Annotated in this window: 13 protein-coding genes, 1 riboswitch and 1 other annotated feature; of the genes, 5 read left to right on the top strand and 8 right to left on the bottom strand. The window is 30.8% G+C overall.

Features of this window, described 5'->3' with window-relative positions; genetic code table 11:
• Positions 1-15: 15 nt before the first annotated feature.
• Complete coding sequence (locus OIO11_RS16690) at positions 16-1611, bottom strand: peptide chain release factor 3 (RefSeq protein ID WP_268072606.1); 1596 nt, start codon at positions 1609-1611, stop codon at positions 16-18.
• A 106-nt stretch (positions 1612-1717) separates the two neighbouring features.
• Positions 1718-2290, bottom strand: coding sequence for an ATP-binding protein (locus OIO11_RS16685; RefSeq protein WP_268072605.1), 573 nt, complete (start codon positions 2288-2290; stop codon positions 1718-1720).
• A 261-nt stretch (positions 2291-2551) separates the two neighbouring features.
• Here OIO11_RS16685 and yidA point away from each other — a divergent pair, with 261 nt between their 5' ends.
• On the top strand, positions 2552-3406 hold the full coding sequence (yidA, locus tag OIO11_RS16680) for a sugar-phosphatase (RefSeq protein ID WP_268072603.1): 855 nt from the start codon (positions 2552-2554) through the stop codon (positions 3404-3406).
• A 44-nt stretch (positions 3407-3450) separates the two neighbouring features.
• Positions 3451-4353, top strand: a complete 903-nt coding sequence (locus OIO11_RS16675; protein ID WP_268072602.1) for a Cof-type HAD-IIB family hydrolase — start codon at positions 3451-3453, stop codon at positions 4351-4353.
• 253 nt (positions 4354-4606) lie between these two features.
• Here OIO11_RS16675 and trpS read toward each other — a convergent pair whose 3' ends face one another.
• A complete protein-coding gene (trpS, locus tag OIO11_RS16670; RefSeq protein WP_268072601.1) occupies positions 4607-5611 on the bottom strand; it encodes a tryptophan--tRNA ligase in 1005 nt (334 codons plus the stop codon).
• A gap of 97 nt (positions 5612-5708) precedes the next feature.
• Positions 5709-5948, bottom strand: a binding site (T-box leader).
• Between the two features lie 47 nt (positions 5949-5995).
• Entirely contained in the window at positions 5996-6382 is a 387-nt protein-coding gene (locus tag OIO11_RS16665) for a desulfoferrodoxin (protein WP_268072600.1), read from the bottom strand.
• A gap of 173 nt (positions 6383-6555) precedes the next feature.
• Between OIO11_RS16665 and OIO11_RS16660 the strand changes: the two genes are divergently transcribed.
• Positions 6556-6777, top strand: coding sequence for a hypothetical protein (locus OIO11_RS16660; RefSeq protein ID WP_268072599.1), 222 nt, complete (start codon positions 6556-6558; stop codon positions 6775-6777).
• Positions 6778-7095: 318 nt separating this feature from the next.
• Here the strand turns inward: OIO11_RS16660 and OIO11_RS16655 are convergent, their stop codons facing one another.
• The 3 genes from OIO11_RS16655 to OIO11_RS16645 form a co-directional block, all read right to left on the bottom strand.
• Positions 7096-15747, bottom strand: a complete 8652-nt coding sequence (locus tag OIO11_RS16655) for a GH36-type glycosyl hydrolase domain-containing protein (protein ID WP_268072597.1) — start codon at positions 15745-15747, stop codon at positions 7096-7098.
• 187 nt (positions 15748-15934) lie between these two features.
• Positions 15935-17233, bottom strand: a complete 1299-nt coding sequence (lysA, locus tag OIO11_RS16650) for a diaminopimelate decarboxylase (protein WP_268072596.1) — start codon at positions 17231-17233, stop codon at positions 15935-15937.
• A 35-nt stretch (positions 17234-17268) separates the two neighbouring features.
• A complete protein-coding gene (locus OIO11_RS16645; RefSeq protein ID WP_268072595.1) occupies positions 17269-18468 on the bottom strand; it encodes an aspartate kinase in 1200 nt (399 codons plus the stop codon).
• A 142-nt stretch (positions 18469-18610) separates the two neighbouring features.
• Positions 18611-18783: riboswitch (Lysine riboswitch) on the bottom strand.
• A 375-nt stretch (positions 18784-19158) separates the two neighbouring features.
• On the opposite strand from OIO11_RS16645, the gene OIO11_RS16640 reads away from it, so the two are divergent.
• Positions 19159-20526: an MATE family efflux transporter gene (locus OIO11_RS16640; RefSeq protein WP_268072594.1), complete on the top strand. Its 1368-nt coding sequence runs from the start codon at positions 19159-19161 to the stop codon at positions 20524-20526.
• A 7-nt stretch (positions 20527-20533) separates the two neighbouring features.
• Here OIO11_RS16640 and OIO11_RS16635 read toward each other — a convergent pair whose 3' ends face one another.
• Complete coding sequence (locus tag OIO11_RS16635; protein ID WP_268072593.1) at positions 20534-20926, bottom strand: hypothetical protein; 393 nt, start codon at positions 20924-20926, stop codon at positions 20534-20536.
• Between the two features lie 165 nt (positions 20927-21091).
• On the opposite strand from OIO11_RS16635, the gene OIO11_RS16630 reads away from it, so the two are divergent.
• Positions 21092-21451 carry a hypothetical protein gene (locus OIO11_RS16630; RefSeq protein ID WP_268072592.1) on the top strand — a complete coding sequence of 120 codons (360 nt, stop codon included), beginning with the start codon at positions 21092-21094 and terminating at the stop codon, positions 21449-21451.
• The last annotated feature ends 139 nt before the right edge of the window (positions 21452-21590 follow it).

Here is a 21590-nt window from a genome sequence, read left to right as displayed (position 1 = left end):
TGTTGCACAGCAACATTATTCTCCACTTTTTCCTATATCAGATAGTACAAGTCCTTTATTATGATCAAGTGCCCAGCTTATTCCCCAATCACTTGTAAATAATAATAAGTCATTGTCTTTTAAGTCTTTTACTACCTTTGTATCACTTGTTACACTTAAATTTTCCGGCATTCCTTCTATTTTTTCAATCCATCTTATATTTCTAAACGCCAATCTTTCCATTTTTATATCAACATTATATTCATTCTTTAATCTGTATTCTAAAACTTCAAATTGAAGCACACCTACAACTCCTACAATTATCTCTTCTACTCCTATATGAAGTTCTTTAAATACTTGTATAGCCCCTTCTTGTGCAATTTGAGTTATTCCTTTTATAAACTGCTTTCTCTTCATAGTATCTACAGTTCTTACTCTTGCAAAGTGTTCTGGTGCAAATGTTGGGATGCCTTCAAATTTAAACTTATTAGATGCAGGACATAGTGTATCACCTATTCCAAATATACCTGGGTCAAATACCCCAATTATATCTCCTGCATAAGCTTCATCCACTATTTCTCTTTCTTCTGCTAAAAATTGTTGTGGTTGAGCTAATTTAATTTTTTTGCCCTGCTGAACATGATATATTTCCATGCCTTTAGTGAATTTACCAGAACAAATTCTCATAAATGCTATTCTATCTCTATGTGCTTTATTCATATTTGCTTGTATCTTAAATACGAAAGCTGAAAAATCTTCATTTAAAACGTCAATTTTTCCTATATCCGAATTTCTTGAAAGAGGTGGTGGAGTAAGTCTTAAAAATTCTCTTAAAAATGGTTCTACACCAAAGTTAGTTAATGCACTACCGAAAAATACTGGCGTAAGTTCCCCATTTTCAATTTTTTCTATATCAAATTCTTCTCCAGCTTCATCTAAAAGTTCTAATTCCTCAACTAATTTTTCATGTAAATCTTCTCCGATTAGTTCTTTAATGTTTTCATCCTCTAAAGAACCTTCTACTATATTTACTGCGCTTTGACCATGGTTTCCACCTTGGAAAACTAATATTTGTTTTTTTTCTCTATCATATACACCTTTAAAATCAGCTCCACAGCCTATGGGCCAATTCATTGGATAGGATTTTATTCCTAACTCACTTTCTAATTCTTCTAATAAATCAAAAGCATCCTTTGTTTCTCTATCCATCTTGTTTACAAAAGTAAAAATAGGTATCTCTCTTAAGCTACAAACATGAAATAACTTTCTTGTTTGATCCTCAACCCCTTTAGCTCCATCAAGTACCATAACAGCACTATCAGCAGCCATTAATGTTCTATATGTATCTTCACTGAAGTCTTGGTGTCCAGGAGTATCTAATATATTTATACAGTGATTCGCATAATTGAATTGCATAACAGATGATGTAACAGAAATTCCTCTCTGCTTCTCTATTTCCATCCAATCCGATACAGCATGCTTAGCTGCTCTTCTAGCTTTAACAGATCCAGCTTCACGAATTGCTCCTCCATATAATAGGAGTTTTTCTGTAAGTGTAGTTTTACCCGCATCCGGGTGAGATATTATAGCAAAAGTTCTTCTTTTTTCTATTTCTTTAATAAAATCTGCCACTTATTTCTCCTCTTTCTCCTTATAATTTTAAACTTTCCATTATGATTTTAACTTTATTATATATAACTGTCAAACATAATAAAAGGTTTGCTGTAATTTGCAAACCTTAAGCTTCTTTTTCTTCTTGCCCTATTCCAATTATATCCATTATTTTTTTTGATCTTTCCTTAGTTGAACCTTCTACAACTGTAAAAGGTACGTTTTCTGCTGTTAGAAATTGCTTTATTGCTTCGTCTACATCTTTTGCTATCTCTTCATCCTGCCATCTAACTCCATCTTTTACATATCCAAATTCTCTTGGAACAAAAAATATGTGGTCATAATTAGGAATATCTTTTAGAGCTAAATAATATAAATCTTTCAATATTTCTATTTCTTTTTTTGTCCTTTTCTTCATTCCGAGCATAAATCTTCCATATACATAAGGAATAAAAGTTGCATAATCTGTTATGGCATAATTAAAATCATTCAATTTTTCTTCTCTTTTCATTTGTCCTATATATATACCATATTGTTCAGATATTGATTCTATCATACCTTTATCTCTAAGGTAATCTGTAGAATATTCTGATTCAGCTCCAACTGATAGTCCAATTATTTTCATATCTACATATAATTGCTGTATTAGCGTAGTTTTGCCACAACGTGGTCCACCTAATATTGCTATTCTTATAGGCATATCCTAACCTCCAAAATAATTTCATACCATTCTAAATTATATCAATTAAACTATAATATTTCAACTTGAACTAAAACTTATCCTAATATTATTAATTTTAATATTAAATGTTATAATATTTGTGTTAAAATATAAACTTGGAAATAAGACTTTTCAATTTTGTGGTAGGTCATTATTTATCCCGCGTATATTGAACTGTTTTAATATACAATCTCACCAAAATTACTAGATACTCATATTAATAAAATCGGAGGTTTATATATGTATAAGTTAATTGCACTAGATATGGATGGAACTTTATTAAAAGAAGATAAAACTATATCTGAAGAAAACTTTGAAGCTATAAAAAAAGCTAAGGAAAAAGGAGTTAAAGTTGTTTTATCTACTGGAAGACCTAAAAAAGGAATAGAAAAATATCTAAAGGAATTAAATTTAATTTCTGATGAAGATTATTGTGTAACATATAACGGTTCTGTAATTCAAAACACAGGAACAGCGGAAATCATTTCTAAAAAATTACTTACTTCTGAAGATGCACATTATTTATATTCTTTAAGTAAAGAATTAGATATAAATATTCATGCCTTAACTCCAACTTCATGTATTGCACCTAAATTAAGCAAATACACTGAGCTTGAAGTTACAATGAATGACATTGATTTTGAAGAAGTAGATTTTACAACATTAACGGACTCTACACCTGTTGTAAAAATCATGTTTGTAGACGAGCCTGATAAATTATCCGAGGCAATCTCTAAACTTCCTGGCGAAATATATGAAAAATATACTGTTGTGCAAAGTGCACCTTTCTTCTTAGAATTTTTAGACAAGACCGTAAACAAAGGTACAGGTGTTAAAGCTCTTGCAGATAGCTTAGGAATAAATAAAAATGAAGTCATCTGTATAGGAGATGCTGGTAATGACATTCACATGATTCAATATGCTGGATTAGGTGTAGCTATGGGTAATGCTTTTTCAGGAGTAAAAAAGGTTGCAAATTATATTACTTATACTAATGAAGAAGACGGTGTAGCTCACGTTATAAATAAATTTATACTAAATACTCCTAATTTCTTTATTGAAGATAATCAAACAGTAGATGACCAAGCTGTATAATTTAAATTAGCTTTTTATAACTTAAAAATTATAGGAGGGTCAATATGTACAAACTAATAGCAGTCGATATGGATGGTACATTATTAAGAAATGACAAAACTATCTCAAAAGAAACTTATACTGCAATTGAAAGTGCTAAAGCAAAAGGAGTTAAAATTGTTTTATGTACAGGACGACCTATACAGGGAGTACAAGGAACTTTAAAATATTTAAATTTGATAAGTGATAGTGACTATGTTGTTACTTGTAGTGGCGCTGTTGTACAATGTACAGGTACTAGTGAAATAATTTCACAAACTAATTTGACACCAAAAGATGCAGCATTTTTATATAATCTTTCAAAAAAATTAAATATAACTTTAAATGCTGTAACGCCAGATTATCTTATAACTCCTACATTAAACTTTACAACAGGTGTGGAAGCTTATCTAACAAACCTGCCTGTAAAAATTGTAGACTTTGACACTTTAAATGAAAATATCCCTATAAGAAGAATTGCTTATATAAATGAAACCCAACCCTTTATAGATAAGATAAAATCTTTGGTTAAACACTTGGATGTTAAATACACTGCTTTAGATGTTTTTAATAGAAATGATAGTTTGTTTTGCGACCCAAACAATCTACCTGATGAATTGTATGAGAAATATACTGTACTAAAACCTTCCTCAAATACTTTAGAAATATTAAGTAAAAATGCTAATAAGGGCACAGGTGTTGCTGTCCTTGCAGAAAAATTAGGTATAAAAAGATATGAGATTATTTGCATAGGTGATTCTGGAAATGATATTGACATGATAAAATATGCAGGACTTGGAGTTGCCATGGGAAATGCTTTTCCAGAAATAAAAAAAATAGCTGACTATGTAACTCTTACTAACGAAGAAAATGGAGTTGCTCATGTTATAAATAAATTTATACTAAAAAAAGAAGAAAAAGCCGTTTAATGAGAATGTTGCGAAGCAACATTCTTATATTCCCCAGTCGCCAATCACCAATCCCCAGCGTAAAGGAAAAAAATAAAAACAATTAGGAACAATTAGATAAAAATAAATTAAAATAGACTTAAAGATAGATTATATCTACTTTAAGTCTATTTTGCTTTATTTTAATTTTAGTTTTGCATTAGCAAAACGTCATTGTCTGGGGACTGGGGATTGGCGACTGGTTACTAGAATAAAATTGCTTCACAATTTTATTCTATCTTGGAATAAATCCTATCTTTTTCTGTACTTTTCTAAGTGTCTTCATAGCTGCATAATTTGCCTTTTCTGCACCTTTTTTATAGATACCTTCAAGATAAGTTTTATCTGAAAGTAGTTCTTTAACTCTTTTTTGAATTGGTTCTAGTTCTGAAATTATAGTTTCAGCAACATCTTTTTTAAATTGAGCGTATCCTTGCCCCTCATATTCTTTTTCTATGTCTTCTGGAGTCTTCCCTGTAATTACACTTAAAATAGTAATTAAATTTTTAACTCCCGGCTGCTCATCTGAGTATTTAACAACGCCAATGCTATCTGTTACAGACCTACTTATTTTCTTTCTTATAACTTCTGGTGGATCCATTAAAAGAATATATGAGTTAGGGTTATCAGATGATTTAGACATTTTTTTAATTGGTTCTTGTAAATCCATAATTTTTGCTCCTGCCTTAGGAATATATGGATCTGGTATCTTAAATGTAGGACTGTAAACATTATTAAATCTCTCTGCTATATCACGTGTTAATTCCAAGTGTTGTTTTTGATCTCCACCAACTGGTACTAAATCCGTTTGATATAATAAAATATCTGCAGCCATTAATACTGGGTAATTAAACAATCCTGCTGATATATTGTTTCCATATCTTTGAGATTTGTCTTTATACTGAGTCATTCTGCTCAATTCGCCCATGTAAGTATTACAATTTAAAATCCATCCTAATTCACTATGAGCTGGTACATGTGATTGAATAAACAATGTATTTTTTTCTGGATCAATCCCAGCAGCAATATATATAGCTAAGACTTCTAAAGTTCTTGCTCTTAAATCTTTAGGAACTTGCTTTACAGTTATAGCATGTAAATCTACTATGCAATAGTAGCATTCATACTGATCTTGAAGTTTAACCCAATTTTTCAATGCTCCTAAGTAATTTCCTATAGTAAGCTCTCCTGATGGCTGTATTCCACTAAAAATAACTTTTTTTGCTTCTTGCTGTTCCATTATTATCCCTCCATTTTTGTTTAAAATTAATATGTAGAATTTTATTACTTGCAACAATAAAAAATAAAAACAAAAGCCCTACATAACATTTTTTGTTATATAGGGCGTATTATACACGCGGTACCACCTAAATTCAAAAAGCTAAAGCTTTTCCTAATTGCAGATACATTGCAAATATCCTGCCTTTGTAACGTAAGGCTAACGTCTAAAACTACTTAAAAATTCATTTAGAATCTCCAAGACCCATTCAGCTTAAGCATAACTGCTGCAATCACACCATCTGCAACTCTCTTTAAATCTGTTTTTAAGCCTACTTACTTCTCTTCACAGATTTTTACTATCTATTTTTTATATAATATTCTCATTATAAATTTTTGTCAAGTATTAATTAGTTTTTTCACTTTTCCAAAGCCCATGTAAATTACAGAATCCTCTTGCATATAAAACTTCTTCTTCAACCATAAATACAGCTTCTGGTTTTTCTCCTGGATTTAAGAATTTTCTATACACTTTATTTTCAGTGTGTACTTCTATCCATTCAATATAATGCTTATCCATCATTGGATGCTCCACTTCCCCAACTTTAACCTTAACTCCGCCTTGAATTTTTTCAATAACAGGTACATGTTTCTCATTAGCTGCATCTACACTATTTTCTTTCATAAGCTTCATTAACCTTCCACAACAAGACATTTGTCCCCCACCTGTATGAACCATCTCTGCCATGTTACCACAAATCTCACATTTATAAACTTCTCTTAATACTGTCATTTTTACTCCTCCTTAAACAACATTTATTATTTCTTAATAATTATATTCTACAAGCATTTTATTTTTCCTTCTTAAAATTATAAAAATTTTAAAATTTATTTCATAATTATTTTTTCTTTTAGTGGAATACTAAGTTTTGAAAAGAAAAGATAAATTGTGAAAGGGGTTTAATAATGAAAAAAAGCAAGAAAAAAAATATACAAGAAAATATGCAATCCAGTACAGTATACGGTCCTCATGAAAGAGGTTTTCTTGAAGAAAAACCAAAAAGAATAAAAGCACATTCTCAAGTTGACTATACAGAACTTCCTGATCCTGTAAGAGATCCTATAGTTTCAAATGACATATCAAATGCTGAGTTTGATTATACTTACAATGGAGGAGAGGATATATAAGAAAAGTGCGAAGCACTTTTCTTTAGTAACCAGGTACCAGTAACCAGTAGCCAGGCTATGTTGATTTTCTTCCTTATGTCAGAAAATCTTTAAATTTAAAAGTTATTTCAAAATAAATACGTTTAGCCTTACATTAAGTAATATATCTCTTGAGTTATCGCTCTAAGATAAAAGCTAGTGAAAATTTTAATCTAAAATTTTCACTAGCTTTTAAACTTTTAATTTATTAAAAGATTTTCTGACGAAAGGAAGAAAATCCTCCTCCACTGGTTACTAGTTACTGGCTACTGGTTACTAGAATAATGTTGCGTCGCAACATTATTCTATATTACACCATTCTTCTACAGCTGCCACTTCTGATTTAAATGCAACTTCTACTTGGTGAACACCTGATTCTAAGTATGGAATTATATTATCTTTCATTACTTTTCCATCTAATTTAATTTGCTCTTGCTCACCTTTTGTAACTTTTATTATATATTTGCATTCTCCTCTATTATACTCAATTTCAAACTCATTCCACTCTTTTGGAATAGTAGGTTCTATAACAAAACCTTTTTCGCCTTTAAATTTGAGTCCCAGTATTCCTTCAATAGCTACTCTGTACATCCAACCTGAGGTACCTGTATACCAACTCCAGCCTCCTCTTCCTATGTGTGGCTCTCTACCATATACATCTGCTGTCATTACATATGGTTCTACCTTATATCTTTCGCATCCATAATAAGATTTTGTATGATTTATTGGATTTAGCATATTGTAAATCTTCCAAGCCTTATCACCATATCCAAGCTCCGTCATTGCAAGAACTACCCAAGTTGCTGCATGAGTATACTGTCCTCCATTTTCACGAACTCCTGGCACGTATCCTTTTATATAACCTGGTTCTTCCCTACCATTTTCAAAAGGAGGTGTAAGCAAGAATACCATTCCTATATCTTCTTTAATAAGATATTTTTCTAAGGCATTCATAGCCTCTTTAATTCTCTTCTTATCTCCTGCCTTAGAAATAATAGCCCAAGATTGAGATAAAGAGTCTATCTGACATTCATCATTCTCAATTGAACCCAATGGAGAACCATCGTCAAAATATGCTCTTCTGTACCAATTTCCATCCCAAGCATTCTTTTCTAAGTTTTCTTGTATAAAGTCCTTCATTTCATCGTATCTTTGAACCCTATACTCATCACCTTTTACTTTACATATCTCTTTAAAATCATCTAATATACTGTATAGGAACCATCCAAGCCATACACTTTCACCTTTTCCTTTGTTTCCTATTTCACTCATTCCATCATTCCAATCTCCCGATCCCATGAGTGGTATATTATGAGGTCCAAATTTTAATCCTCTTTCTATTGCTTTTATACAGTGTTCATAAATAGAACCTTTTTTATCTGATCGCTTCGATATAGTATATCTTTCATCTTCCCCTTCAGCTAACGGTTTATCTTCAAGATAATAAGCTTCTTCATCAAGTATACTGTAATCTCCAGTTCTCTTTATATAATCTGCTGTAACATATGGAAGCCATAATAAATCATCTGAGAATCTAGTTCTTATACCACTATCAACCCCTGGATGCCACCAGTGCTGCACATCTCCTTCTAAGAATTGTCTGGAAGCACTATATATAATATGTTCTCTGGTCATATTAGGATCAACATAAGCTACTGCCATCATATCTTGAAGCTGATCTCTGAATCCATAAGCTCCTCCTGATTGATAGAAAGCACTTCTTGCCCAAATTCTACATACTATTGTTTGGTACAACAACCATCCATTTAACATTATATCCATTGTTCTATCAGGAGTTTTTACTTTAATTGTATGAAGTAGTTTTTCCCAGTAATCTTTAACATTTTTTAGTTCTTCTTCTACTCTTTTTATGTCTTCATACTTTCCAATTACCTTTTCAACAGCCTCTATACTCTCATCTTCTCCAAGCATAACTATCAAAGTTTTTTCTTCTCCTGCTTTAATTGTAAACTTAACATTTTGGCAAAGACAAGGATCATATCCTCCTCCAGTTGTATTAGACAATCTAACTCTCTTCAAAGCTTCTGGATCTTCTATACTTCTTCCTCTTCCTATAAACTCTTTTCTATCTCCGGTAAAGCTCTCTTCTTCTCCTCCTGCAATCTTTAAATACGCATGCAGATTTCCAAAATGTTCGCTATATGGATTTTGAGCTGAAATATATTTTTTCTTATTATTTAAAGAAGTTGCTATATGAATAGATGTATGCTGTGGTACAACACCTAAAACGGTTTGTGCATAATAAGTTAAAGATAGTCTTCTATCCATAGTAGAGTTATTCTTTAAAGTTATTTCACATAATTTAACATTATCATCTTTAGGCACAAACATTGTCATTTCTCCAACTATACCATATGCTTCGTGCTTGAAATTAGAATATCCAAAGCCATGCTCTATTATATATTCTCCGCTATCCCTGATTGGCTTTGCTGTAATGCTCCATATGTCTCCGCTTTCCTCATCTCTCAAATAAGCAGCTTCTGATGGTGTATCACTTACCCAGTCATTTGACCAAGTTGTTATCTTATTTTCTCTACTATTTTTATACCACGTATAAGCTGAGCCGCTTTCCGAAACATGAAAGCCAAAATTTCTATTTGAAACTACATTTATCCATGGTGCAGGAGTATTTTTTCCATTCTTTAATTTTATAACATATTGATCATTCTCTAAATCAAAACCACCAATATCATTAAAAAAGTAAAGTTTATTTTCTATAAATTTATAAGACTTAAATACACAGGTTCTATTAACAACTGGAAGAAGATCCATTTGTTTTTTCTGCTTCGTTTCTGTTTTAATTTGATTTACTACAAGACCTTTATCACCTTCTATAACTAATTTTGAAATGGCCATTAGCAAATCAATATCTTCCTTTTCAATAGTAGCCTTATTATATAAGAATACTCCCCCTGATTTATTTTGTTTATCTCTTGCATGACTTGTTGCAATTACATCTCTAATAGAATCTTGAAGTGGTTGAGTATATGCTGTTTCTTGTAAATTTAATATTACAAGATCAACTTTCAACCCTTTTATACTCCAATATTCATGAGCATTTAACATTTGCCTTATCATATCTTTATGTTTATTTTCTTTTACTACTGCAAGAACAATAGGTATATCTCCTGAAATACCATATTTCCACAAAGATGATTGACCTCTTTTTATATTCCTTATATATTCTGAACGTTCTTCAAATAGTGGACTTAAATATAATATTTTAGAAGCCATTGATTGATAAAGATTAGCTTGCAGTGATTTAATACCTAGGTATTTCATTTCAACCGCATTTTGTGTCAATGCAAGTTCAAATGCTCTATTGACATTATTAAGTTCTCTGTATTTTTCAGCAATCTCAATTGCATCTTCTTTTGAATCCGCAACTGCTGTAGTATATGCAATTATGCAGGTTTCTCCTGGTTCAATTCTAACTCTCTTTCTCATACTTATGATAGGATCAAGTACAGCACCCACAGTATTTTGTAGTGGGGTATCTCCTTCCATGGCATTTGGGAAAGTCAAGTTTTTTCCTCTTCCTGTAAAATTAACTCTACTTGTTTCATATTGTACTGTTCCTACGGAGGTTCCTTTTAAAGCAATAGTCTGAATAACAAAAGGCTTTTTCTGTCCTTTAGCTCTCGGTCTTCTATTTGCAATAACACATTCTGGATTTTGAATAAATTCTGTTCTTATGAAAAGATTCCCAAAAGCTGGATGCACTATATCTGAATTTAACGGCGCTAAAGTTACCTCACAATAGCTGGTTATCTCTATAATTTTAGTTTCATTTCCATGATTAGCAATAGATATCCTTCTTACTTCTGCATCATCTTCATTTGATACTGCGATTTCCGTATAAGTAGAAATGTCTCTATCTTCTCTTTTGAATTCAGCTTTATCCAAGGAAAATATAACTTCATATTTATCACCTTCATTTTTGCATGGCTCATAAGTGTTACTCCAATATTTATTGTCCTTAACATTCTTAATATAAAAGAACATTCCACTGCTGTCTAAGGTTACATCTTCTTTCCATCTATATATAGTCATATCCTCTTTTTTTCCATAGCCACTTCCACTATTTGAAATCATCATAGAATAACTTCCATTAGATAACAAATGAGTCTCTGGCATATCTGTATTGGCTGTATTGAATTTTCTAACCATAATATTTTGTTTATCGTAAGACATATCTGAAGCTTCAAATCTATGTTCTCTTTCATATACAATTCTGTTTGGCACCTTTTCTTGAAGCAATAATTCAGTAGCCTTTACCTTTGAAATATTATGAAACCTCTTTTGAAGTATATTATCTTTCAATACATTATCTAAAGCCATTAAGCTCATACCTTCGTGATGAACCATAAAGCATTTTACTATGGAATTTTTATTTCCCTTAGGTATTCTATCTTTTGTATAATCTACTGCTTCATAAAAACCATATCTGTCTTCTAATCCTTCACCTATAAGTCTTTCCATATTATATATAGCTCCTTGCGCATCTACTTGAAGTGCCATAACAGTAGAATATGGAGATATTACAAGTTCATTTACAAGACCTCTCTTAAGTCCTATACCTGGTATACCAAAAGCCTTATATTGATAATTCTTACTTACATCAAAGCTTCTAAAAGCTGATTCTGACACTCCCCATGGTACCTTTTTGCTTCTGCAATATTTTTTCTGTCCTTCTACAACTGCCTTATAAGTTGCATCCAAAAGTGTATCTGGATATGCTTTCATAATCAATAAGGGCATCAAATATTCAAACATTGTTCCACTCCATGAAACCAATCCTTTGCTTTTTCCCATTATAGTCATAGCTCTACCAAGCTTAAACCAATGTTTTTGGTCTATATCTCCTTTTGCTATGGCTACAAAACTTGCTTGCCTTGCTTCTGAAGCCAATAGGTCATAGTAACTTTTACCCAAACTATCTTTTTCCACATCATAACCAATGGCAAACAGACCTCTCTGTTTATCATAAAGCATTGTAAAATCTGTGTCCTCAGACATCCTGACAGCAATTTGTTTTAATTCTTCCATAGCACTTAAAACTTTTTCAACAGCAACTTTACTATTACTTAATAATTTTTGTAAATCATTATTGTACTTTTTAGATTTTAGCACTAAGTTATCTGTTTCCTTGACAAAAGAATTTAAAGGAGTTTGTAATGCTAAAGAATTTAACTTTCCATATAATTCTCCTATTTCATCTCTATTTTCAGTAACTAAATCAATCCATGGTAAAACTCTCTGCATTTCACCTAAAGCTTTAGCAGCAGTATTCTTTACTTTATTGTTCCAGTAAAGTTTCTTATCCTTTTGAGACTTTTCTATATCTACTGCTTTACTAAAAATATCAGACAATATTTTTTTCCAAGAAACTATATCAAAATTTGCACTACTAATTTTTTTGATTATATCTCTGTACGTATCCTCTAAACCTAACTCTTTACTAATTTCTTCATTGGCCAATGAAAGAGTATCACATATTCCTTTCATCATATTTTTATTTATCAATGGAATATTTTTATACTCCTCTAAACTTTCACCTAATAGCCATAAATATCCAACCAAATTACCACTGTCAACAGTTGAAATATATTCAGGATTTAATGTATTCATAGTTTCAGTATCGTACCAATTATAAAAATGTCCTTTATATTTTTTTAACTTATCCATAGACTTTAAAATATTCTTTAATCTTTGAAGATTTTCTTCTAATCCAATGTATCCCAAGTCATAAGCTGTCAAATTAGATGTTAAACCCATAGCAATATTAGTTGGAGATGTCCTTCGTGCAACCCCATTTGGAGGATTCACCTGATAATTATCAGGTGCCAGCCAATTATCTTTTTCATTTACAAAGTCTTCAAAATAAGCCCAAGTTTTTCTACTTATTCTTCTAAGCATTTTTTCTTGTGAAGCTGTTGCCTTAAACTCTTCTTTCTTAGCATCTTTACTTATATAATAAGCTATATATGGATTTATAAACCACAAAGCACAGGATGGTATCATAAATATCCCCGAATTTGGAGATTTTGAAAATGCTGCTAAAAGAATAACTACCGAAATTAAACTTGATGGCCACATAGAAGACACATAGTTACTTAAATTTTTTCCTGATTTTGCTTCTACATCAGCTGCTGGTTGCCACTCTAAAAGATTTTTCTTACTAATGGACAGTCTGTAAACAGTTCTGATTATTGCATCTACCATTAAATATGCTGTATATGGTAGAAAACAAAATATTAAAAATACTTGCTCTACAACGTTTTTTCCATCTTTAATCTTTCCCGATAAGCTTATGCCGCGAATGGGCGAAATAACAGTTTCAGTTACATCAAATAATAATGGACATAGCAAAGCTAAAATTGCTGCAATTATCCACTTATCCGTTCCATCTGGTAAAAAGTTAAATGATAGTGCAAACAAAAGTATAATAGAAGGTGCAAGCAAGCTTCTTCTTAAATTATCAAGCATTTTAAACTTAGATAAAGTTCTTAAAGATTCTCTATTGTTAAACCAAGGAAGTAACTGCCAATCTCCTCTAACCCATCTATGAAGTCTTTTAGTACTGGCATTGTAATAAGCTGGGTATCCATCAATTAATTCTATGTCAGTAACTAATGCACATCTAGTATATTCGCCTTCGAGTAAATCATGACTTAATATAGAATTTTCTGGAATTCCACCATTTAACATGTGATTAAATACATCAATTTCATATATTCCTTTTCCTGTAAAAATACCTTCTTGAAATAAATCTTGATATACATCTGATACAGCAGTAGTATATGTATCTATGCCTGTTTCTCCAGAAAAAATTCTTGAAAACAAAGTTTTATTTGCACTAACTGTACCGACACTTATTCTAGGCTGCATTATTCCATATCCTCTAACAACTCGTTTTTTATCTTTTTCAATATGAGGAATATTTAAAATATGTGCCATAGCTCCTATTAATTTCTTTGCTGAATCTCTTGGAAGCTGTGTATCACAGTCTAAGGTAATAACATACTTGGCTTTTTTAAGTTTACTAATGTCGCCACTTATGACATCATAGCTGGTTTTATTATTTCCTCTAATTAGCTGATTAAATTCCATGAGTTTTCCACGTTTTCTTTCCCAACCAAGCCACTTGCCTTCTTTTTCATTATATTGTCTATATCTGCTAAAGAAATAAAATATATCTTCTCTATCTTCAGCATATTTTTTATTAAGCTTTTTTATCTCCTTTAAAGCTGCTTTTACTATTTCTTTATCTTCTTTTTCAGTTTTAATACTGCTGTCCTTGAAATCACTTAAAAGAGCAAAATATAAATTTCTATCTCTATTACCTAAAAAATACACTTCCATATTATTTACTAATTCATGTACCTTGTTAACATTATTTATAATAGTAGGTATTACAACTATCGTTCTATTTTTTTCACCTAGCCCTTCTTTAAACTCTATTTTTGGTACAAGTTTAGGAGTTGTTAAGTGATTAACATTCCAATTTAAAATAGATATTACAATTTCACTACATGGAATCAAAAGCACTGCCGCCGCTATAATATATCTCCATAATATTCTTTCTGTATCGTTAAAATAGCTAGCTACCATGAATACAGCCATTGTAATTACTGTAAATACGATTATTGTTCCAATATAATACCCTATAGCATGTTTTTTAATATTGTTTTTAGTCCCTTTTATACCTTTATCTTTAAAATTACTTTTTGTTTTTAAGCAATCTGTGCCTTTATCAACAATATAATATCCTACATGTTTTTCATAATCTCTATCATGGTCTTCATTTGCCTCTACTGCACACTCAACAGCCTTTTTAGCTACAAAAGACTCTGGCTTTTTTATATTCTTAGCAATTTCTTCAATTCTATGTCTGTAATAGTCTCTAGATTCAAAATCCATCTTGTCATAAATATTAGCCGGGTCCTTTTTTAAAATATTTTCTACAATACTAACTTTTTCAAAGCTTTCTCTCCAATTTATAGCCTCTACTTCTCTAATCGAGTTAATACAATTTCCCATTGAAAACTGATAATCAGCTTGCTTGTGATGTTCCAAATTTATCATTTTTTCTGAATTTGTTTCCTGAATTTCTAATTTTTCATCTATCCATTTATATGCTTCTATATAGTCAACCCCATTATCTCTTAACACTTTCAGAAGTCTCTCAGTAAAATGACATGTAAACAGTATATCTTCATTAGCAATCTTCTCAAGTTCTTCTTCAATTTTTTTATTACTTAAAGCATCAATTAATCTATCAGCTATAGTATCTGCTCTTCTTTTCTCCTGTTGAGAAAAAACTATATTTTCTGTAATCTTACTTATATTTTGTATTAAAGCTATTCGAAGCATTATAGGCAGTGCCCAAAGTTCTCCACTTGTAAGTACAGTATTAGTCTGATATGCTTTTATGAACTTTTCGATAGTATCTTCATCCATTTTCCCATCAGTATGCGATACTAATTCTACTGCAATATTGTATATTCTAGGATATCCTTTCATTATACCTCTGTCTATAACAGGCAAATTTTTGTAATATTTTTCCGGCATATTTTGTTTTATATGTTTATATTCTTTTTCTACCAGATATAAATTATCTAACAGCCATTCTGCTGCAGGTGCTACTTCTTTTTTACTTCTTACATCTTTATCAATATATTCATATCCCTTTATTATACTGCTATACCTTTTATCTAAATTTTTTATAAGTTTTCTTTTATAATTAATATTTTTTGAGCTTGAATAGTGATTGGATATTTCTAAAGCATGCTTTTCTAAATCTTCTTTGTTAACGTCTATAACTGGAATATCCTCTAAAATATTTTCCTCAGTCTTCTTATTGTTATAAAATATTATGTAAATCAATGCGACTAATACTGCAAGTATAAGTACTATTACATAAGTCATTTCAGTCACTCCTTTATTATGTTTATCTCCATAATTAATAAAAATTTATGCCTAAGTATTGTTCCCATAAACAGCTAATATTAAACAAACAAAAAATAAATAAAGGAGATATGCTGAAAAATTTCAGTATATCTCCTTTATTTAAAATATATATTTAATTGAATTTGAACTGTCTATTTATTAAATTTTATAATCCTAATTCATTTGAAATCAAGTCTTCATAGGATTGACGTCTACATATAACTTTTGCATTTCCATCTCTAACTAAAACCACTGCTGCTCTTGGTATCTTATTATAATTGCTAGCCATGGAATATCCATAAGCTCCAGTAGTCAAAACAGCAAGAATATCCCCGCTTTTTGCCTCAGGTATCTCCACATCATTAAGAAGTATATCTCCTGATTCGCAGCACTTTCCACAAATAGTTACCTTTTCTTTATGAGAATAGTTTGTTCTGTCTGCTATTACACATTCATACTGTGCATTGTATAATGCTGGTCTTATATTGTCAGTCATTCCGCCATCTACAGCCACATATTTTCTCACTTCTGGAATTTCTTTTATAGAACCTATAGTATATAAAGTTGTTCCTGCATTTCCCACAATAGATCTTCCAGGTTCTATTGTAAGAATTGGTAGTGTCATATTAAGTTCTTCAGCTTTTTTGTTAGCTTCTTCAAGTATAGCTTCACAAAACTCTTCTACTTCTCGAGGGTCATCTCCTTCTTCATAGTAAATTCCAAAACCTCCACCCAAATCCAACTCCTTAATTTCATATCCCAATTCTTCTTTGATTTCCTTAATCAATGTCATCATTATATTCACTTCATCACGGTAAGGTTGAATATCGAAAATTTGTGACCCTATATGACAATGAAAACCTATAAGCTCTATATTTGAAAGTGAGTTTGCCTTTTCAACTGCTCTTTGAGTTTGATTTTGCAACAGTGTGAATCCAAATTTTGAATCTATTTGTCCAGTTTTAATATACTCATGAGTATGTGCCTCTATTCCTGGTGTTATTCTTAAAAGAATTTTTTGAGTTTTGTTATATTTTTCAGCTATTTCATTTATCTTTTCAATCTCATAAAAATTATCAGCAACAAATCTTCCAACTCCAAGCTTAACTCCCATTTCTATTTCTTCTGGAGTTTTATTATTGCCATGAAAATATATTTTTTCCATAGGAAAATTAGCCTTATATGCTGTATATAACTCTCCCCCTGAAACTACATCCAAGCATAAACCTTCCTCAGCTATAATTTGACACATTGCAATAGTCAAGAAAGCTTTTCCAGCATAAGCTACTCTGTTAATTCCTTCCTTAGCCCCAAAACTTTCATAATATCTTCTGCAATTATCACGAATAAGTTGCTCATCCATTACGTATAACGGTGTTCCACATTCCTCTGCAAGCTTACCAGTACTAATTCCACCTATATATAATTGGTCATCTTTTATCTCCATACTTCCAAACAATCTCATTTTTATAGCCCTCTTTTCTAAGTATTTTCATTAACCTATAAATAAAATTCTTTTGCTACAATTCCTATTGCTTTTGTCTTATCCTTTTGACATATTGCACATGTAATTCTAATTTCTGATGTTGTAATCATTTTTACTTCTATATTATTTTCACTAAACATCTTAAACATCTTTGCTGCTACACCAGAAGTATTTTTCATACCTATTCCTACAACTGAAAATTTAGTTATATCATCATCAATTGATATATTTTGTATTTTTGAAAAATTCTTAATTATCTCCATGCATTCTTCTTGTTCATCTTTGGGAATAGTAAAAGATACATTTACCTTTCCATTGACAGGAGCAGTTTGACTTATCATATCTATACTAATATTTTTATTTCCAATAACCTCAAACAAGTTAGAAAGTATATTTACATTTGCATCTATTTCTTTTAATGTTACTGCAATGTCATCATCACTTGTTGCAAGCCCCGTTACAGGTTTACTCTCTAAATTCATTTTATTTACCCCCCTGATAATTGTTCCCTTAATATCACTATTACTTAACCCTACATATACTGGAATTTCATATTTTTGAGCAAGCTCAATAGATCTGGAATGCATAACTTGAGCACCTAAGCTGGATAACTCAAGCATCTCCTCGTAATCTATAACCTCTATTTTCTTTGCTTCTTTATATTTTCTAGGATCTACATTATAAATCCCATCTACATCAGTATAAATCTCACAGAATCCATTAAGCTTAACTGCAAGAGCAACAGCTGAAGTATCTGAACCACCTCTGCCTAAAGTTGTAATATCACCATTCTCATTAATTCCTTGAAAACCTGCTACTATTACAATCTTTCCCGCTTTGATGCTTTCCATTATTTTTGTAGCATCTATATCATCTATTAAACACTTTCCATACTGACCTTTAGTTTTTATCCCTATCTGATATGCTGAATAACTTACTGAATCATATCCCAAGTCCTTAATAGCCATTGATAAAAGAGCACAAGACATCATTTCACCTGTTGATAAAAGTGCATCTAATTCTCTCTTATCTGGATTATTAGAAATACCTTTTGCCAAGGCAATCAAATCATCTGTTGTATCTCCCATTGCAGACACAACAACCACCAGATCGTCACCTTTATTTTTTCTATTTATCAATGTTTTTGCAATTTTCTTGATTTTTTCCGTAGAAGCTACAGAACTTCCTCCATATTTTTGTACTACAATACCCATATTATAAGCCCCCTATTATAGTTGACAGATGACTGTCAATTCTTAACTGCATTAGCCCCTTGCAATTATTTCTTAATAATAAAAAATAATTGCAACAAGGAACACCCCTGCTGCAATTATATAATAATATCCGCAACTCAGTGTACCTTGTAGCTCTTCACGTAAATACTTACGCGACAGCCTTGCACATATTTTATGCAAAGCCAGAAAATAAATTTGCCAATTTATTTTCTTCGGCCATAATTCCTTTCTTTGCTTATCAACACTTGCTAGCTCCAAACAAATACTCTTAATTACAGCGCCTCTACCCTAGGCAACTAACTCTTTTATTAAATTGTACTCAGTTTATCACAATAATTTAAATTATGCAACACTTTATTTTAGAAAATTTCCCAGTAGCCAGTCCCCAATTCCCAGAAAAGATCAAGAATAGTTAGATAAAATTAGAGTGGATTTTAAATATAGATTATATTAATTTTAGTTTTGCATTAGCAAAACGTCCTTCTCTGATCACTGGAGATTAGGGACTGGTTACTATAATAAATTATTTTTACAAACCAGTTAAGATTATTACAAATACGCAGTATAATAATTATATAACCAACTTATATCTAATACTTAATCACTGTTTACTGGCACCTATCATCTGGTTACTGACATAACTATTTATAAAAAGATAGGAGTGTTTCAATGAATAAAAGAGAAGAAATGCTGGCAAACGATAAAATCAGTAGTATTCTTTTTAAATTAGCTCTCCCGGCTACAATAGCAATGCTTGTAAATGCATTATATAACATTGTGGACACCATTTTCATAGGTAGAGGAATTGGTACTCTAGGTATTGCAGGAGTTGCAGTACAACTGCCAATACAAATGATTATCCTCTCTTGTTCTCTTCTTATTGGAATAGGCTCAGGTTCAATGCTCTCAAGGAGTCTTGGAAAAAAAGAGCTGGAAAAAGTAAATTATATTGCCTGTAATTCATTTTTATGTATCGGTATTATCGGAATTACCTTTTCAGTATTTGGATATATATTTACTGCCCCTATTGTAAAATCCTTCGGTGCCACTAAAAATATACTTCCTTATGCAAGAGATTATGCAAAAATAATGTTCCTAGGAAGCTTATATTTTCCATTTTGTGTTTCTACAAATAGCTTAATCAGATCTGAAGGAAATTCAAAAGACGCTATGATATCTATGATTATTGGATTTATACTGAATGTTATACTTGATTATATTTTTATATTTGTATTTAATATGGGAATCAAAGGGGCTGCCCTAGCAACAATTTTGTCAAAATTAGGTTCATTTATATATATAATTATTTATTTAAATAGTAATAAAACCTCCATAAAGATAAAAGCTAGATATTTCATTCCTCAGAAGAATATTATAGGAGAAATTCTATCAATAGGTTTTTCTGGCTTTGCAGTACAACTATCTGGAAGTATTGTTACAATTACTTTAAATCATTGCCTTGCATATTATGGTAGTGACTTGGCAATTGCAATTTATGGTATCGTATACAAAATAACTTTATTCCTATTTATGCCCTTAAATGGTATGATTCAAGGTATGCAGCCTATTATTGGATATAATTATGGCTGTAACAATATAGCTAGAGTCAAACAAACGCTCAAACTAACCATTACTTTTACAATACTATTTACTATGATGGGAATGCTTGTAATACAATTTTTTTCAGGTAGGATTTTAGGTGTGTTTAATAAGGATAACTTCTTATTATCGGAAGGAATATTAACTTTAAGAATTGTAATTATGATGACTCCTTTTATAGGAATTCAAATGACTGGATTAGGTCTTTTCCAAGCTCTTGGCAAACCTCTAACTTCTTTTATTCTTTCAATATTAAGACAAGTAATAATATTTATTCCTCTTGTTCTTCTTTTACCAAACATTAAAAATCTTGGGATATTAGGAATTTGGATTTCATTTCCTATATCTGATTTACTTTCAGCAATTATTACAATATTAGTTTTTAAAAAACAATCAGGTAAAATTTTCAAACAAAATACTGATTCAGTCTCACTATAACCCAAAATTATTTACTAAACCAACTTTGGGTTAGTATATTTTTTTTTCTATGCTGTCTATCTCTCTTTCTATCTATAATCTTTAAAAAATGCTTTCTAATAATTTTTCTTATTATTCTTTTTAAATTGAACCCTCCTCCAGCAGCTACATTTTCTTGTCCTTGTGAAAAATTTATTACTTTTTTATTAATAAAGCTAAAAAATTTAAAAGGTTTATTATTATCTTTAAATGTGCTTTTACTTACATTATATATTTTATTTATTTGTCCATTATATTGAAAAAGATTGTGCTGCAACATCTGATCTTTTAATTTACTTTCCTCAGCTTTGCCTACTAAAGTTGACCAACTGCTAAACAATATAGAAAATATTAAAAAAAGTATCAATATCAATTTATTCATATTGCTCCCCCAATAATATATTTTTCTTCATTACACAGTATACTTTACATTAATTTATAAATAGTTACAATTTAATTACAAATTGGAATAATTTCAGTCACTACTTTTTTAATTTTCCATATAATACTATTGTGTTGAAATAATTTGATAGAGGTGTACGTTTTTATGCAAACATACTCAATGTGTCCTATGCATCAAATGTATGATATGCAGTCGATGAAATCAATGTATGATATGAAACAAATGGACTATATGAATTATATGTATTCTATGTCCCCTATGCAATCTATGTACGCTATGTATCCAATGGACTATATGAGTTCTATGTATTCTATGTGTCCTATGTGTCCTATGTGCCCTATGCAATCTATGCAATCTATGCAATCTATGCAGTCAGTACAACCAATGTATTCTATGCATCCAATGGACCGCATGAGTTACATGTATCCTATGCAACCAATGGATTATATGCATACCATGAATCCTATGATGGATATGGAAGAAGACGACTATGATGACGATTAAATAAAAATTTAGTTACCTAAGTTTCGTACAAACAAAACTTTATTAGTTTCCATATTATAGTTTCCAAAAAATAAATAGTGGATAATACCAAGCCTTGAAGTATAATTTTCTTACCACAAAAAAATTAAGAAAGGCAGGT

This window comes from Clostridium sp. ZS2-4, assembly GCF_026719745.1.
Classification (GTDB): domain Bacteria; phylum Bacillota; class Clostridia; order Clostridiales; family Clostridiaceae; genus Clostridium_H.
The sequence above is the reverse complement of the archived record's forward strand: the minus strand, read 5'-3'. Positions and strand labels throughout refer to the sequence as shown.

Bases quoted from the DNA above. Each gene is read 5' to 3' on its own strand.
- OIO11_RS16665 (WP_268072600.1), bottom strand. From the start codon at position 6,382: ATGACAGTATTAAGAGAAGTTTATAAATGTGAGATTTGTGGTAACATG.
- lysA (WP_268072596.1), bottom strand. From the start codon at position 17,233: ATGAGATTGTTTGGAAGTATGGAGATAAAAGATGACCAATTATATATA.
- yidA (WP_268072603.1), top strand. From the start codon at position 2,552: ATGTATAAGTTAATTGCACTAGATATGGATGGAACTTTATTAAAAGAA.
- OIO11_RS16635 (WP_268072593.1), bottom strand. From the start codon at position 20,926: ATGAATAAATTGATATTGATACTTTTTTTAATATTTTCTATATTGTTT.
- OIO11_RS16660 (WP_268072599.1), top strand. From the start codon at position 6,556: ATGAAAAAAAGCAAGAAAAAAAATATACAAGAAAATATGCAATCCAGT.
- trpS (WP_268072601.1), bottom strand. From the start codon at position 5,611: ATGGAACAGCAAGAAGCAAAAAAAGTTATTTTTAGTGGAATACAGCCA.
- OIO11_RS16640 (WP_268072594.1), top strand. From the start codon at position 19,159: ATGAATAAAAGAGAAGAAATGCTGGCAAACGATAAAATCAGTAGTATT.
- OIO11_RS16675 (WP_268072602.1), top strand. From the start codon at position 3,451: ATGTACAAACTAATAGCAGTCGATATGGATGGTACATTATTAAGAAAT.
- OIO11_RS16645 (WP_268072595.1), bottom strand. From the start codon at position 18,468: ATGGGTATTGTAGTACAAAAATATGGAGGAAGTTCTGTAGCTTCTACG.
- OIO11_RS16685 (WP_268072605.1), bottom strand. From the start codon at position 2,290: ATGCCTATAAGAATAGCAATATTAGGTGGACCACGTTGTGGCAAAACT.
- OIO11_RS16655 (WP_268072597.1), bottom strand. From the start codon at position 15,747: ATGACTTATGTAATAGTACTTATACTTGCAGTATTAGTCGCATTGATT.
- OIO11_RS16630 (WP_268072592.1), top strand. From the start codon at position 21,092: ATGCAAACATACTCAATGTGTCCTATGCATCAAATGTATGATATGCAG.